11 protein-coding genes are annotated in these 16041 nt (G+C 75.0%); 7 read left to right on the top strand and 4 right to left on the bottom strand.

Features of this window, described 5'->3' with window-relative positions; all coding sequences use genetic code 11:
* Positions 1-195 precede the first annotated feature (195 nt).
* Positions 196-636: a spore germination protein GerW family protein gene (locus tag Ani05nite_RS21320; protein WP_239130463.1), complete on the top strand. Its 441-nt coding sequence runs from the start codon at positions 196-198 to the stop codon at positions 634-636.
* A 156-nt stretch (positions 637-792) separates the two neighbouring features.
* Positions 793-1716, top strand: coding sequence for an AEC family transporter (locus Ani05nite_RS21315; RefSeq protein WP_203770697.1), 924 nt, complete (start codon positions 793-795; stop codon positions 1714-1716).
* A 9-nt stretch (positions 1717-1725) separates the two neighbouring features.
* On the opposite strand, the gene Ani05nite_RS21310 is transcribed toward Ani05nite_RS21315, so the two are convergent.
* From Ani05nite_RS21310 to Ani05nite_RS21295, 4 genes are all read right to left on the bottom strand, one after another.
* Positions 1726-2016, bottom strand: coding sequence for a hypothetical protein (locus Ani05nite_RS21310; RefSeq protein WP_203770695.1), 291 nt, complete (start codon positions 2014-2016; stop codon positions 1726-1728).
* A 13-nt stretch (positions 2017-2029) separates the two neighbouring features.
* Positions 2030-3577 carry a methyl-accepting chemotaxis protein gene (locus tag Ani05nite_RS21305; protein ID WP_239130479.1) on the bottom strand — a complete coding sequence of 516 codons (1548 nt, stop codon included), beginning with the start codon at positions 3575-3577 and terminating at the stop codon, positions 2030-2032.
* A 146-nt stretch (positions 3578-3723) separates the two neighbouring features.
* Positions 3724-4752, bottom strand: a complete 1029-nt coding sequence (locus Ani05nite_RS21300) for a BMP family lipoprotein (RefSeq protein ID WP_203770693.1) — start codon at positions 4750-4752, stop codon at positions 3724-3726.
* Positions 4753-4760: 8 nt separating this feature from the next.
* Entirely contained in the window at positions 4761-6371 is a 1611-nt protein-coding gene (locus Ani05nite_RS21295) for a methyl-accepting chemotaxis protein (RefSeq protein ID WP_203770691.1), read from the bottom strand.
* Between the two features lie 293 nt (positions 6372-6664).
* Here Ani05nite_RS21295 and Ani05nite_RS21290 point away from each other — a divergent pair, with 293 nt between their 5' ends.
* From Ani05nite_RS21290 to Ani05nite_RS21270, 5 genes are all read left to right on the top strand, one after another.
* Complete coding sequence (locus tag Ani05nite_RS21290; RefSeq protein WP_203770689.1) at positions 6665-12142, top strand: ATP-binding protein; 5478 nt, start codon at positions 6665-6667, stop codon at positions 12140-12142.
* A 131-nt stretch (positions 12143-12273) separates the two neighbouring features.
* The gene (locus Ani05nite_RS21285) at positions 12274-13242 is read left to right on the top strand and encodes a hypothetical protein (RefSeq protein WP_203770687.1); all 969 of its coding nucleotides are present in this window, start codon (positions 12274-12276) and stop codon (positions 13240-13242) included.
* 83 nt (positions 13243-13325) lie between these two features.
* On the top strand, positions 13326-15095 hold the full coding sequence (locus Ani05nite_RS21280; protein WP_203770685.1) for a hypothetical protein: 1770 nt from the start codon (positions 13326-13328) through the stop codon (positions 15093-15095).
* Positions 15088-15573: a hypothetical protein gene (locus Ani05nite_RS21275; RefSeq protein WP_203770683.1), complete on the top strand. Its 486-nt coding sequence runs from the start codon at positions 15088-15090 to the stop codon at positions 15571-15573. The genes Ani05nite_RS21280 and Ani05nite_RS21275 overlap by 8 nt, the downstream gene beginning before the upstream one ends.
* Positions 15570-16010 (top strand): hypothetical protein, encoded by a 441-nt coding sequence (locus tag Ani05nite_RS21270; RefSeq protein ID WP_203770681.1) that lies wholly within the window; start codon positions 15570-15572, stop codon positions 16008-16010. The genes Ani05nite_RS21275 and Ani05nite_RS21270 overlap by 4 nt, the downstream gene beginning before the upstream one ends.
* The last annotated feature ends 31 nt before the right edge of the window (positions 16011-16041 follow it).

Here is a 16041-nt window from a genome sequence, read left to right as displayed (position 1 = left end):
GGCGCGGCCCGGCAGAGCGGCTGGTCACCAATGGCCAGGGACTTTCGACCTGCCCGGCGGGCCCGCCGCCGCGCGGCCCGCACGGTTTCCGGGTCGCGTGGCCCTTGACCGGACGGCGGTCCGGCGCGAACGTTGCCGGTGGACGGCTGCCAGGAGCGGGACCGCCGGCCCCGCGGCGTCAGAGAGGGGCCTGCCATGACCCAGACTTCGCACGACACCGACGTCTTCGCCGGTCTGCGGGAGCTCGTCGGCAACGCCGACGCCGGCAAGGCGTTCGGACCGCCGGTCAGCCAGGCCGGCACGATCGTGCTGCCGGTCGCCCGGGTCGGCGGCGGCGGGGGCGGCGGGGGCGGCACCGGCCCGGCCGAGCAGGGCCAGCCCACCGGGGGCACCGGCGGCGGCTTCGGCATGACCGCCAAGGCGCTCGGGGTGTACGTGCTGCGGGACGGCCGGGTCAAGTGGATGCCGGCCGTGGACGTCAACAAGATCATCATGGGTGGCCAGGTGGTGGCGGTGGCCGGGCTGCTGCTGGCCCGCGCGATCGTGCAGGCCCGGGCGGGGTCGCGGCGGCCGGTCGCGGCGCGCCGGTTCCGGCCCCCGATCACGATCAAGGCCCCGCGGCTGCGCCGGCGCTGACGGAGGAGCCCGGGCGCGCGCGGTGAGCCACGGCGACACCGGCCGGGCGGCCCGGCTCCCGCCCGGCCCCGGCGGCCCGGCCGTGCCCACCGGGACCGTGGCACACTGCTGCGGTCGTGGAGAATCTGATCGAGCCCCGGCCCCCGGGCGGCCCGGGTGCGTGAGGTCGTCACCGGGTTCGCCGTCGTGTGGGCGCTGGTCCTGGCCGGCTACCTGGTCGGCCGGTCCGGGCTGCTCGGCCCGGCCGGGCTGGACACGCTGACCCGGCTCGCGTTCTTCGTGACCGCGCCGGCGCTGCTGTTCGTCACGCTCGCCACGTCCACGCTGGGCCGGATCCTCACCGGGGCGCTGGCCGCGTTCGTGCTCAGCACACTGCTGGTGGCCGCCCTCTCGATCACGCTGGCCCGGCTGCTGTGGCGGCGTCCGGTCGCCGACCTGACCGTGGGCGCCCTCGCCGCCGGCTACGTCAACGCCGGCAACCTGGGCATCCCGATCGCCGCCTACGTCCTGGGCGACGTCGCCTACATCGCCCCGGTGCTGATGTTCCAGGTGCTGCTGGCCGCCCCGACGGCGCTCGCCGTGCTCGAGGTGGCCACCGGCGAGGAACGGCCGTCGCTGCGCCGGCTGGCGGCGATGCCGGCCCGCAACCCGCTGATGATCGCCTCGGCGGCCGGCATCACCGTGGCGCTGGCCCACTGGCGGATACCGCAACCGCTGCTGCAACCGTTCGTGCTGCTGGGCGGGGCCGCCGTCCCGATGACGCTGCTGGCGCTGGGCATGTCGTTGTGCGGTAGCCGGCCGCTGCGCCCGGGACCCGGCGCGTCCGAGCGCTGGCTGGCCGTCGGGCTCAAGACCCTGGTCCATCCGCTGCTGGCCTACCTGATCGGCCGGCACCTGCTGCACCTGGCCGGGCCGGCGTTGCTGGCCGCGGTGGTCACCGCGGCCCTGCCCACCGCGCAGAACGTCTTCATCTTCGCCGGCCGCTTCGGCCGGAGCACGGGGTTCGCCCGCGACACCATCGTGCTGTCGACGGCGGTGGCGGTGGTGACGCTGGTGGCGGTGGCCGCCTGGCTGGGCTGAGCCCGGCGCTCACTCCGCGGGCTGCAGCAGGACGGCGTACAGGTCGCGCGGCCCCGGCTCGTGGACGTTGCCGTCGGCGTCGCGCCCGAGCGGCGCGTACTGCCGGGAGGCGGGGAAGTACCAGCACTCCTGCACGTCGGCCAGCGGGACGCAGTCGTCGTCGCCACCGACGACCACCACCGCGTCGTCCGGCAGGTCCTCCAGCAGCTCGCGCAGGCCGCCCACCGTCAGCGTGCCCATCGTGAGGAGCGGGTCGACCCGCGCGTTCTGGTCGCGGACGTAGGTGTTCTCGTCGCTCACCGGCGCTCCCGGGTCAGTACCGGAACCGCGACACCAGGTCCTGCAGCTGGCGCGACATCACGGCCAGCTCGCCGGCGGCCCGGCTGGTCTCGTCGACGGTGTCGGTGGTGCGCCGGGTGGCGTCGGAGACCCCGGCGATGGTCGCGGCGATGTTGCCCGCCCCGTCGGCGGCCTCCGAGAGGGTCCGGTTCATCTCGCCGGTGGTGGCGGTCTGCTCCTCGACCGCGGACGCGATCGTCACCTGGATGCCGTTGATCTGTTCGATGATCGCGCTGATCTCGCCGATCGCGGCCACCGCGCCGGAGGTGTCGGACTGGATCGTCTCCACCCGGCGCACGATGTCCTCGGTGGCCTTGGCGGTCTCCTGGGCCAGGTCCTTGACCTCGCTGGCGACCACGGCGAAGCCCTTGCCGGCGTCACCCGCGCGGGCCGCCTCGATGGTCGCGTTGAGGGCCAGCAGGTTGGTCTGCTCGGCGATCGCGGTGATCACCTTGACGACGGTGGCGATCTCGGTGGACGACTCGCCGAGCCGCGCGACGGTGGCGTTGGTGGCCGCCGCGACCTCGACCGCCTTGGCCGCGACGCCGGTCGCCTCCGAGGTCGAGGCGCTGATCTCGCGGATGGACGCGCCGACGTCCTGCGAGCCGCTGGAGACGATCTGCAGGTTGTTGGAGACGACGTCGGCCGCCGCGGCGACCGAACCGGCCTGCACGGAGGCCTCGGTGGCGGCCGAGCCGACCGCGCTGGAGACCGCGGTCAGCTGCTCGGCCGAGTTCTGCAGGGTGGTCGCGTTCCCGGCGAGCTGCACGATGTCCTGGCGCAGCCGGCCGATGCCGCGGTCGAGCAGCGCGGCCATCCGGCCCACCTCGTCGCGCTCGGTCACGTTGCAGGAGCGGGTCAGGTCGCCCTCGGCCAGGCCCTCGGCGGCGTGCGAGACCCCGGCGACCGCGCGGCGCACCCGGTTGGCGACCCGCATGCCCAGGTACAGGCTCACCACGACGCCGACCACCAGCAGGATGACCACGGTGCGCACCGCGCTGCTCTTGCGGTCCTCGGCGTCGGCGATCTGGGCGGCGACGCCGTCGGCGACGTACTTCTCGACCGCGGTCTGGTCGGCGACCAGGGCGCTGTGCAGCTCGTCGAACTTCGCCAGGGCGGCGGCCATCTCGCTGGGCGGGGCCGGGGCCCCGGACGGCGCGGGCTCGGCGAAGAACTTCTGGAACGCCGCCCAGTCGGCCTGCATGCGGGTGATCAGGGCCCGGCCGGTCGCGTCGTCGAGGTTGGCGGCCAGCGTCCGCAGCCCCTCGTCGACGGTCTGCTGCTGGACCGCCATGCCCTTGGCGATCTCACCGGCGATCGCCGGGTACGCGACCATCGAGCTGGTCGACGCGACGAAGCCCTCCAGGTTCTGCCCGACCGACGACGACGCCTTCAGCACGGTGAGGTCGTGCCGCTGTGCGGAGATCGACGTGTCGCTCATCCGGTACAGCGTCTGCAGCGAGACCGTCGCGATGATCACGCCCATCACGGTGGCGACCAGCACGGCCGCGCCGATCTTCACCCGCAATGGACGATTGTCGAACGCCGAGCCCAAACCGCCGCGTCCAGCCACGCTGTCTCTCCTTCGTCCGCCGTTCACCCCGTCGCTCCCAGCTTCGGCCACCGGGGCGGCAGTCGTAGCCTTTATCGCCAATGCCGTGCGTCCGGTCAGCTCGACGGCACCCGGACCGCGCCGCTGAGGATGCGGTAGCGGGCCTGTTCGAGCTGCGGCCGGTACTTGCGGACCGCCGGGTTGCTGGTGGCGTAGCCGACGCCGTCGACCTTGAGGTCGTACCGTTTGACCCCGCCCTTGCGGTCGCCCTTGATGTACGCCTGGATCTCCTGGAACACGCCGTTGTCGACCCGCTTGAGCATGGAGGTGAGCACCCGGGGCCGCACCGCTTCGGGCGCGCTCAGGTACTGGTCGGAGTCGACGCCGATGGCCCACGCCCCGGGCACCGCCGCGACGGCCTCGAACGCCCCGGCGCCGGAGCCGCCGGCCGCGGCGTAGACCACGTCGGCCCCGTCGGCGAGCAGCCGGGCGGCCGCCGCCCGGCCCTTGTCCGGCGCGCCGAAGCCGCTGAAGTCCGGCGGCCGGCTCAGGTAGCGCACGTCGACCCGGATGTCGCCGTCGACGCTGCGGGCGCCCGCGGTGTAGCCGGCCTCGAACTTGCGGATCAGCGGCACGTCGACCCCGCCCACGAAGCCGACCCGCCCCGTCCGGGAGGCCAGCGCGGCCGCGGCGCCGACCAGGAACGACCCCTGCTCCTCGGCGAACAGCAGCGACACGACGTTGTCCGCGGTGACCGAGGCGTCGTCGATGATCGCGAACAGGGTGTCCGGGAACTCCTGGGCCACCGTGCCGATCGCCGCGGCGTACAGGAAGCCGACGGCGATCACCGGGTTGCTGCCGCCGGCGGCGAGCTGGCGCAGGCTGGCCGCGCGGCCCTCGTCGTTCTCCGCCGCGGCGGTGACCTCGGTGGCCTCGACCAGCAGCTCCTTGCGGGCCCGGTCCAGCCCGGCCCCGGCCGCGTCGTTGAAGCTCTTGTCCCCGCGTCCGGCGGTGTCGTACGCGACCCCGACGTGGATCACCTCCGCGCCCAGCCCGGTCAGCGCGTCGCTGGAGACGGCGGCCGGCGTCGCCGCGCACCCGGACAGGGCCGCGACCAGCAGGGCGGCGACGATTCTCTGGCGCATCAGCATCCTCAGTACCGGAACTGGGCGACGGCGTCGCGCAGCGTGGTGGACATGCGGGTCAGTTCGGCCGCGGCCTCGCGGGACCGGGTGACCTCGCTGGACGTGGCCGAGGCGGCGGCCGCGACGGCCCGGATGTTCTCGGCGATGCTCGACGTGCCGCTGGAGGCGGCGACCGCGCCGCGGCTCATCTCGCCGGTGGTCGCGGTCTGCTCCTCCACGGCGCCGGCGATGCTGGTCTGGAAGTCGCTGATCCGGGCGATCACCCCGCCGATGTGCCCGATCGCGGTGACCGCGGCCCCGGTGTCGTCCTGGATGGCCCGGACCAGGCCGTCGATCTCCTCGGCGGCGCGGGCGCTCTCCTGGGCCAGATCCTTGACCTCGCCGGCCACCACCGCGAAGCCCTTGCCCAGCTCACCCGCCCGGGCGGCCTCGATGGTGGCGTTGAGGGCGAGCAGGTTGGTCTGCGCGGCGATGCTGGTGATCAGGCGTACGGCGTCGCCGATGGCCTGCGACGACGTGCCCAGGTTGGCGACGGTCCGGTTCGCGGTGTCGGCGGCGGCGACCGCCTCGGCCGCCACGTGCGCGGCGTCGGTCGCGTTGCGGGCGATCTCCCCGATCGAGATGCCCATCTCCTCGCTGCCGGCGGCCATCGCGTCGACGTTGCGGCTGACGTCCTCGGCGGCCCCGGCCACCAGGTCGGCCTGCTGCGAGGTCTCCCCGACGGACCGGGTGAAGGCGCCCGACACGGCATCCAGCTCGGCGGAGGTCCGGGCCAGCGCCGCGGCCTGCCCGGCCACGTCGGACACCACGGTGCGCACGGCCGAGACGGCCTGGCCCAGCGCGGTGGCCAGCTGGGCGACCTCGTCGCGGCCGGCCCCGGCCGGGACCGCGGCGACGGTGAGGTCGCGGTCGGCGACCCGGCGCAGGGCGTCGCGGGCGGCGGCGACCGGGCGGACGATGCTGCGGGTCACCACGTACGCCGAGACCGCGCCGAGCAGCAGCGCCAGGGCGGTGACCAGCCCGATGGCCCACTGCGCCCGCTCGGCGTCGCGGGCCGAGGAGCGTACGGCGGCGACGCTGCGCGCGTCCACGGAGGCGGCGAGCTGCTGGGCCGCCACCATGATCCGGTAGTAGCTGTTCCAGCTGTCGTACATGGCGATCTGGTCGGCGTTCCACAGCGCCTGCGGTGTGCCCGGCCGGTACGCGGCCACCAGCCGGTCGTTGACCTGCACGTAGGTCGCCAGCTCGGCCCGTACCCGGTCGAACAGCTCGCGCTCGCCCGCGGTGAGCGCGCCCTCGCCGACCCGGTCGAGGAACTCTCGGAACCGGTCGCGTTCCTGCTGCCAGGCCTGGTACGCCACCGAGTCGCCGCCGAGCGCGCGGGCGGCGCCGAGCCGGTAGATGTCGTTGATCGAGGCGGCCTGCCAGCCGTTCAGGGTGGCGGCGTGGGTCTTGATGGCCTCGCCCTGCCGGGTGAGCACCTCCAGCCGCCGGACCCGATCCGCCGCGTCGCGCTGCTCGACGATGGTCGCGAAGGCCATCGCGGCCACCCCGAGCAGCAGGACCAGGACCGCGGCGAACGTCCCGGAGAGCCGGGCGCCGATCGTGAACCGCCGCACGTGGTGAGCCTTTCGTCCGCTGCGCCGGGCCCGACGCGGCGAGCCCCTGTCCTCCGATCGGCCGCCGGCCGCCGTTGCTGAGCGGATCCGCCGTCAAGATCGGCACGTCGAGGCGGCGGTGGCCCGCTGACCAACCGTCTTTGTGGGATTCCCACAAAACACCGGCTCCGGCGTGCGTGGTCCCGGCATTGGTTTACCGGGTGCTCATCCAGCAGGCTGGGAGATCTAGGTGCAGGCGGCGGTCCGGGACCCGGACGTCGCCTGCCGCGCGCAGGTCTCGGGAGGCTCAGCCGGTGTTCAGTCGTGTCGCCATCGTCAACCGTGGTGAGGCCGCCATGCGGCTCATCCATGCGGTCCGGGATCTTTCCGCCGAGACCGGGACGCGGATCGAGACGGTCGCCCTCTACACCGACGCCGACCGCACCGCGACGTTCGTGCGGGAGGCGGACATCGCCTACCCGCTGGGCCCGGCCTCGGCCCGCCCCTACCTCGACCTCGCCGTGCTGGAGCGGGCGCTGGTCGAGACCGGCGCCGACGCGGCCTGGGTGGGCTGGGGTTTCGTCGCCGAGGACCCGGCGTTCGCCGAGCTCTGCGACAAGATCGGCGTCACGTTCGTGGGGCCGGGCGCGGAGGCGATGCGCAAGCTGGGCGACAAGATCGGCGCGAAGCTGATCGCGGAGCAGGTGGGTGTCCCGGTCGCGCCGTGGAGCCGCGGCGAGGTCGCCACGCTGGCCGACGCGCTGCGCGCCGGCGCCGAGATCGGTTACCCGCTGATGCTCAAGGCCACCGCCGGTGGCGGCGGGCGCGGCATCCGGATGGTCGCCTCGGGCGACGAGCTGGCCGAGGCGTACGAGCGGACCAGCCAGGAGGCGCTGCGCGCGTTCGGCTCCGGCGTGGTGTTCCTGGAGCGGCTGGTCACCGGGGCCCGGCACGTCGAGGTGCAGGTCATCGCCGACGGGCAGGGCACCGCCTGGGCGCTGGGCGTGCGCGACTGCTCGGTGCAGCGGCGCAACCAGAAGGTCATCGAGGAGTCCGCCTCCCCGGTGCTGGCCCCCGAGCAGGCGGCCGAGCTCAAGGCCTCGGCCGAGCGCCTGGCGGTCGCGGTCGGCTATCGCGGCGCGTGCACCGTCGAGTTCCTCTACCACCCGGGCGACAAGCTGTTCGCGTTCCTCGAGGTCAACACCCGGCTCCAGGTCGAGCACCCGATCACCGAGATCACCACCGGCACCGACCTGGTCCGGTTGCAGCTGCACGTGGCGGAGGGCGGCAAGCTCGAGGGCGCCCAGCCGGCCGAGGCGGGCCACGCGGTCGAGGCGCGGCTGAACGCCGAGGACCCCGACCGCGACTTCGCCCCGTCGCCGGGTCGCATCGCCCGGCTGGTGCTGCCCACCGGCCCGGGCATCCGGGTGGACACCGGGGTCAGCGAGGGCGACACCATCCCGGCCGACTTCGACTCGATGATCGCCAAGATCATCGCGTACGGGCGGGACCGGGAGGAGGCGCTGGCCCGGCTGCGCCGCGCGATGGCCGACACCACGGTGATCATCGAGGGCGGCACGACCAACAAGAGCTTCGTGCTCGACCTGCTGGACCAGCCCGAGGTGATCGACGGCAGCGCCGACACCGGCTGGATCGACCGGGTCCGCGCCCAGGGCCGGCTGGTCAGCCACCGGCACTCCGCGGTCGCCCTGGCCGCGGCCGCCATCGAGGCGTACCAGGACGTCGAGGAGGTCAGCCGGCAGCGGCTGCTGGCCACCGCGCACGGCGGCCGCCCGCAGGTGCGGCACGAGAGCCGCCCGCTGGACCTCAAGCTGCGCGGCGTCGGCTACCGGGTCAGCGTCGCCCGGGTCGGCCCGCAGCGCTTCCGGGTCGGCATCTCCGGCGGCGGCGAGATGCACCCGGCCGACGTCGAGGTCGAGCGGTTCGACGCGCACAGCGGCCGGGTGCTGGTCAACGGCCACCGCTTCCGGGTGGTGTCGGCCACGCACGGCCCGATCCACCTGGTCGAGGTCGACGGGGTCACCCACCGGATCAGCCGCGACGAGGGCGGCGTCGTGCGGTCGCCGGCGCCCGCGCTGGTGGTGGCGACCCCGCTGGCCGTCGGGGACGAGGTCGACGCGGGCGCGCCGATCCTGGTGCTGGAGAGCATGAAGATGGAGACGGTGCTGCGCGCGCCGTTCCGGGCCCGGGTCCGCGAGTGCCCCGTGTCGGTGGGCAGCCAGGTCGAGACCGGCACGCCGCTGATGCGCCTCGAGCCGCTCGCCGACGGCGCCGCCGAGCAGGCCGCGGCGCCCACCGAGACCGTCGAGATCGACCTGCCGGCCGCGCCGGCCGACGTGTCCGCCGCCGACCGGATCACCCACAGCCTGCGCGACCTGCGCAGCCTGCTGCTGGGCTTCGACGTCGACCCGCAGGACCGCAAGCGCCTGCTGTCGGGCTACGTGGCCGCCCGCGCCGAGCTCGGCGGCCAGCCGCTGCCCGGCGAGCTGGAGCTGCTGACGGTGTTCGCCGACCTGTCGGAGCTGAGCCGCAACAAGCCGGCCGGCGACGTGGAGGTCGAGCCGGGCAGCCCGGTGCACAGCCCCCGCGAGTACTTCCACAGCTACCTGCAGAGCCTCGACGTGGAACGCGCCGGCGTCACCGAGGGCTTCCAGGCCAAGCTGAGGCGGGTGCTCGGGCACTACGGCGTGGCCGATCTGGACCGTACGCCGGAGCTGGAGGCCGCGGTCTTCCGGATCTTCCTGGCCCAGCAGCGGCTGTCCGCCGACGCGGTGGTCGTCTCCGAGGTGCTGCGCGGCTGGCTGGCCGGCGCGCCGCCGGTCGACGCGCTCGGCGAGCGGGCCGGGCTCACCCTGGAACACCTGGTGGAGGCCACCCAGGTGCGCTTCCCCGCGGTGACCGACCTGGCCCGCGGGGTGGTGTTCCGCTGGTTCGTCCAGCCCCTGCTGCGCCGCAACCGCGCCAAGGTCTACGCGGCCGTCCGGGCGGAGCTGCGCCACCTGGACCGCAACCCGGACGCGCCCGACCGCGCCCAGCGCATCCAGGCCATGGTGGCCAGCGCCGAGCCGCTGGTCCGGCTGGTCGGCCAGCGGATGGGCCGGCCCGGACGCGACCACGCCGCCCTGCTGGAGGTGCTGACCCGGCGCTACTACGGCAACCGCGGCCTGTCCGGGGTGTCCGCCCGGGACGTCGGGGGCTGCCGGTTCGTCACGGCCGAGCACACCGGGGCCGAGCGCGTGACCCGGGTGGCCACCACCGCGGTCGACATCGCCGCGCTGCCCGACGCCCTCGCCGCGGCCGGCACGCTCGCCGCCGAGGTGGCCGAGCGCGGGCTGGTCGCCGACCTCTACGTCACGTGGGCGGGCCAGCCCGACGCCGACGCGATGGCGGTCCGGCTGGCCGAGCTGCTCGCCGAGCGCCCGCTGCCGGCCGGGGTCCGCCGGGTCACCACGACCGTCGTCGGCACCACCGGCGCGATGCATCACCACTTCACCTTCCGCCCCGACGGCGCCGGCTTCACCGAGGACAGGCTGATCCGCGGCCTGCACCCGCAGATCGCGCGGCGCCTGCAACTGCAGCGGCTGCGCGAGTTCGACCTCACCCGGCTGCCCTCGGCCGACGAGGAGATCTACCTGTTCAAGGCGGTCGCCAAGAGCAACCCGGCCGACGAGCGGCTCTTCGCGATGGGCCAGGTGCGCGACCTCACGCCGCTGCGCGAGTCCGACGGCCGGCTGGTCGCGCTGCCCGCGGTCGAGGACGCGATCACCGCCGGCCTGGACGCCATCCGCAACATCCAGGCCCAGCGCCCGCCGAACAAGCGGCTCGACACCAACCGGATCATGATGTACGTCTGGCCGGCCACCGACCTGACCGGCGAGGAGCTGACCGCCCTGGTCCAGCGCATCCTGCCGACGTCGGCGGGCGCCGGGCTGGAGGAGGTCCAGTTCGTGGCCCGCCAGCGCAACGCCGGCGGGGACCTGCGCGAGGTGGCCGTGCGGATCACCCTGGACCCGGGCAACGGCGCGACCCTGCACGTCGACAAGCCGTCGACCGAGCCGGTGCAGCCGCTGGACGACTACCGCCAGAAGGTGCTGCGGGCCGCCCGGCGCGGCAACGTCTACCCGTACGAGCTGACCGGCCTGCTCGCCGGCCCGCGGGGCAGCTTCGTCGAGCACGACCTGGACGCCCACGGCGCCCTCGTGCCGGTGGACCGGCCCAAGGGCCGCAACACCGCGGCCATCGTGGCCGGCGTCGTCACCACCCCCACCGAGCGGTACGCCGAGGGCGTCACCCGCGTCGTGCTGCTCGGCGACCCGACCAAGGCGCTGGGCGCGCTGTCGGAGCCGGAGTGCTCCCGGGTGATCGCGGCGCTGGACCTGGCCGAGCGGATGCGGGTGCCGCTGGAGTGGTTCGCGCTGTCGGCGGGCGCGCGCATCTCGATGTCCTCGGGCACCGAGAACATGGACTGGGTGGCCGCCGCGCTCAAGCGAATCGTCACGTTCACCCAGGCCGGCGGCGAGATCAACATCGTGGTCGCGGGGATCAACGTGGGTGCCCAGCCGTACTGGAACGCCGAGGCCACGATGCTGATGCACACCAAGGGCATCCTGGTGATGACGCCCGACTCGGCGATGGTGCTGACCGGCAAGCAGTCGCTGGACTTCTCCGGCGGCGTGTCCGCCGAGGACAACTTCGGCATCGGCGGCTACGACCGAGTGATGGGCCCGAACGGCCAGGCGCAGTACTGGGCGCCGACCCTGCCGGCCGCCCGCGACGTGCTGATGGCCCACTACGACCACAGCTACGTGGCGCCGGGCGAGACCGGGCCGCGCCGGGCGCCCACCAGCGACCCGGTGGATCGCGACGTCTCGGCGTTCCCGCACGCGGTCGCGGGCAGCGACTTCGGCACCGTCGGGGAGATCTTCTCGGCCGAGCACAACCCGGACCGCAAGAAGGCCTTCGACATCCGTACGGTCATGCGCGCGCTGTCCGATCAGGATCACCCGGTGCTGGAGCGCTGGGCCGGCATGGCCGACGCCGACACCGCCGCGGTGCAGGACGTGCACATCGGCGGCTGGCCGGTGTGCCTCATCGGGATCGAGTCCCGGTCGGTGCCGCGGCGGGGGTTCCCGCCCACCGACGGGCCGGACACCTACACCGCCGGTACGCTGTTCCCCCGGTCGTCGAAGAAGACGGCCCGGGCGATCAACGCGGCGTCGGGCAACCGGCCGCTGGTGGTGCTGGCCAACCTGTCCGGTTTCGACGGCTCGCCGGAGTCCATGCGCAAGCTCCAGCTGGAGTACGGCGCCGAGATCGGCCGCGCGATCGTCAACTTCGCCGGCCCGATCGTGTTCTGCGTGATCTCCCGCTACCACGGCGGCGCGTTCGTCGTGTTCTCCAAGGCCCTCAACCCGAACATGACCGTCCTGGCCCTGGAGGGCTCGTTCGCGTCGGTGCTCGGCGGCGCCCCGGCCGCGGCGGTGGTGTTCTCCGGTGAGGTGAACACCCGTACCGCGACCGACCCGCGGGTGACCGAGCTGCAGGCGCGGGTCTCGGCGGCCAGCGGCGCCGAGCGGGCCGCGCTGAACGTGCAGCTCGCCGAGGTGCAGTCGGCCGTGCGGGCGGAGAAGCTCGGGCAGGTCGCCGCCGAGTTCGACCGGGTGCACAGCATCCAGCGCGCGGTCGAGGTGGGCTCCGTGGACGCCATCATCAGGGCCGCCGAGCTGCGGCCGCGCATCATCGAGGCGATCGAGCACGGCCTGAAGCGCTGACCCGGCACACCGCGGCGCCGGTCCGGCGCCGCGGTCCGGCCGTCGCGGGGCTTTCTGCCCTACCGCGGCCGGCGCCGTCGCGTTCTGATCGGGGAAGGAGGGACCACGGCCGGCCGAAGGAGGACGGACCGATGACAACTCGCGACCTGACAGCCGAGCCCGTCCCGGTCGCCGACGGGACCATCGGCGGCGGCCCGCCCGCGCCGCTACCCGGCGTCCCCCGCGCGGCCTGGCAGGTCAGGGCCCGGACGAGGATCGAGGACCTGCGCCGGCAGTTGCGGGAGCTGAACGCGGACCACGGCGAGAGCGTCGCCGACCTGAGCGGACAGCTGACCGAGGCCGAGTCCGCCCTGCGCGGCGGCGGGCCGATGCGGTGGCTGCGGGGCGGCGACGTCGAGTACGCCTGGCAGACCATCCATGCCGTGGAAGAGGCCATGGTGGCGCTGCGCAGCCGCGCAGACCTGGTGGGACGGCTACCGGGGCACGTCGCCGCGGCCGCCCGGTACCTGCCCGGGGACCACCCGGCGCTGGCGGCCCTGGGCGCCCTGACGCCGGAGGAACGCCAGAACGAGCCGACCCTGCGGGCCGCCGTCCAGACGCTGATGCGGGCCTGCCACGCGGCCTCCGACGAGTTCCACGAATCCGCCCGGCGGCTGCGCAACCGGATGCTCGGCATCTCGTCGGCCGCGCTGCTCGCCGAGGCCGTGCTGCTGCTCGTGCAGTGGCGCAGCGACGATCTCCGGCTGATCACCGCGCCGTCCGACGCGAGCGCGACGGCGCCGTGGAAGCTGCTCGGTTTCGTGATGCTCGCCGGCGCGCTGGGCGCCTTCGTCAGCGGCGTGCCGTCGATGATCAGCTCCCGGTCGGGTGGCCTGCCGTACCGGCTGCCGACCCAGCAGGCCCTGCTGAAGCTGGCCATCGGCCCGCTGGTGGCGATCGTCGGCATCATGCTGATCCTGGGCGGGCTGGCCGGCGTGACGGTCGGGACCGTGGCCGCGCTGCTGGGCGTGGCCGTCGTCTTCGGCGCCGGGCAGCAGGCCGTCACCGGGTTCGCCGACCGCCGGGCGAGCGAGTTGCTGAGGCAGGCCGACAAGGCGTGAGCTGACCGGCCGCCGGCCGGGCGGGACCGTCGCGGCACGATGGGGGGAGCCGCCGCCCGCCCGCCGGCTTCTACATTGCTGCCATGTCACTGATCGAGGAGCTCGACAGCTCCGACGACCACGTCCGGCTCCGGGCCACCCGGCGGGCCGGCGACGAGGGCGGCGCCGAGCTCGTCGGCCGGCTGCTGGACCTGGCGCTGCACGACCCCACCGAGGTGCGGACCACCGGGGGGATCGCCGAGGTCTACGAGCACGTCGGCAGCGCCGCCGCGTCCGGGCTGCGCCGGATCCTGGACCGGCAGGACGGGCTCGACGAGCGGATCCGCGCCGCCGCGTTCGACCTGACCGAGGACGACGAGCGGGTCGGCACGCTGCTCTACTACCTGGGCGGGCGCTACGAGCCGGTGCGCCGGGAACTGGCGGACAGCGGCGAGGAACGGCTGCGGCTGCGGGCGCTCAAGGCCATGCTGTCGCTGCACCGCACCGGCGAGCTGACCCGGCGGGGCCTGGCCGACCCGTCGCCGGCGGTGCGGGTCGAGGCGATCGAGGGCGCCAAGGGCGTCACCCTGGCCGAGCTGGAGCGGATGCTGAGCGATCCGGCCCCGCCGGTGCGGCTCGCGGCGGCGCAGAGCCTGCGGTACGCCGCCGACAGCGTCGCCTACGTCGTCGCGGCGTGCGCCGAGACCGAGCCGAAGGTGCGCGAGGCGTTCCTGCCGGGGCTGATCTGGCGCCGGCGTACCGACGCGGTGCAGGCGGCCCTGGTCGGGTATCTGGCCGCTGACGGGTACGTGCAGCGGACGGCGGCCGGTGCCCTGGCGCACGCGGACGATCCGGGGGTGGCCGCGGCGATCGCTACCCGGATCCTGGTCCATCCGGACGAGCGGGACCTGCCGGAGCTGGTGGCGTACGAGCACCTGCTCCGGCACGTGCCCGAGCTGCGCGCCCCGCTGGAGCACCTGCACCGGCACACGCCGTCCGACCCCCTGCGCCGGAGCCTGACGCAGGCGCTGGCGGCCGGCGCGGCGGCGTACCCCGGGGCGGATCCGGCGGACGGCCTGGACGCCGCCCAGCGGGCCCGGCTGCTGCGGGAGGCCCTGCGCTGGGCGCTCGCCGCGCTCGAGTCGGCCGGGGCCGCGCCGGGCGACGACGGGGCCGAGGACCCGCTGGGTGGCCTGCGGGCCTGGCTGGCGGCGCCGGACGACGACACCGCCGACCGGTGGGTGACCGAGCTGGACTGGTTCGGCGCCGGCGTGGCGGCGGAGTGCCTGCACGCCGCCGTCTCCGGCGACCTGCCGCGGGCGCTGACCGCCGGGATCCGGGCCGCCCGGCAGGCCGCCCGCAGCGACCCGGCCCCCGGCTGGGAACGGCTCGGCCCGGCCGCCGACGAGGACCGGGCGGCCGAGCTGACCCGCCTCGTCCACCTCGGCACGGCCCGGCAGATCCGCGCCGGCGTCCACCCGCTGCCGCCCGGCCCGCTGAGCCCCCTGCTGCGGCACGGTCCGGACGCGCTGCGGGTCGGCACGCACTTCCCGCGCCCGTCGCCGGCGCTCCAGCTGCGCCGGCCCCTCGCGCTGCGGTTCAGCTGGCCACCGGTGTCCGCCGTGCTCCAGGTGCCCTGCCCGGGCTGCGGCGTGCCCCTGCGGGTGGCCGGTCCGGTGCAGTGGCGGTATCACGACGACGACCGGGTGGCCGAGTCCGAGGACGGCTACGCCGGCGAGCTGGCGGGGGAGTGCGCGGCGTGCGGCGCCGCCGGCCGGGCCCGGATACGCCTGAGCATGACCCACGGCCGGTTCGACGACTCGCACGAGCTCACCTGGGACGCCGTCGAGGTGCTCGGCGGCCGGCATGAGTAGGCGTCCGATGGCGGCCGCGGTCATGGTGCTCGGCGCCGCGCTGCTCTACGGGGTCGCCGTCCAGAGCGCGGGCGGGGATCTGCTGCGAGTCTCGCTCTTCGCCGTGGGGACCGGGATCGTCCTGGCCGGCGTGGCGCTGCTGCGCGCCGACGCCCTGTTGTTCGGCGCGACGGTCACCGGGCTGGGCGGCGCCGCCGCAGTGGCGGGGTCCGCCGTCCTGGGCTCCGACGTCGCAGTCGGGGCGGCGGCGGTCCTCGGTGGTGCGGTGGCGCTCGGCGCGGGCTGCCTGGCGTTGTTGAGCCAGAACTATGCTCACCTCGGGGTGGCGGCGCTCGGCAACGCGGTCGCGCTCGCCGGCCTGGGCGTCTGGGCCGGGCGTACCGGTGCCGGGTGGATCCTCGGGCCGGCGCTGGCCGCGGCGTTGGCCGCGGCCGCCCTGGGCATTTCTTTCCGGCGAGCCCGATGGGATGGGACATGACGGAACGCCGCTACCGCTACAGCGTCGGCAACGAGCACGACCCGGGCGACCCCTGGGGCCGCAGCGAGCTGGTGATCGAGCCGGACGGCGTGACCCGGCTGGACCACCACTTCCCGGTGTCGCCCGGGCCGCGGTCCTGGACCGGCCGGATCCCGCCCGCCGCGGTGCGGGCCCTGTGGCGCGGACTGGAGCAGGCCGGTTTCCCGGCCGGGCCGGCGTCGCCCCCGCCGGCCGGGTCGGCGCTGCGCCGGCTGACCGTGGAGACGCCCCGCGGAGCGGTGGGCGTGGTCCTGCCCTGGAACCTGGCCGCGTCGGCGGAGGGCTACGCCGCCGTGGCCGACCTCATCGACGGGGTCATCAGCCAGCTCACCGGCGGCGCGGTGGACCACCCGTCCACCCGGCCCGCGGTCGTGTCGGACATCGTCGCGGTCCGGTAGCCGGCACCCGGCCCGGGTGCGCGGCGCGCGC

This window comes from Actinoplanes nipponensis, from assembly GCF_016862275.1.
Classification (GTDB): Bacteria; Actinomycetota; Actinomycetes; order Mycobacteriales; family Micromonosporaceae; genus Actinoplanes; species Actinoplanes nipponensis.
This window is presented reverse-complemented; position numbering and strand designations above follow the sequence as displayed.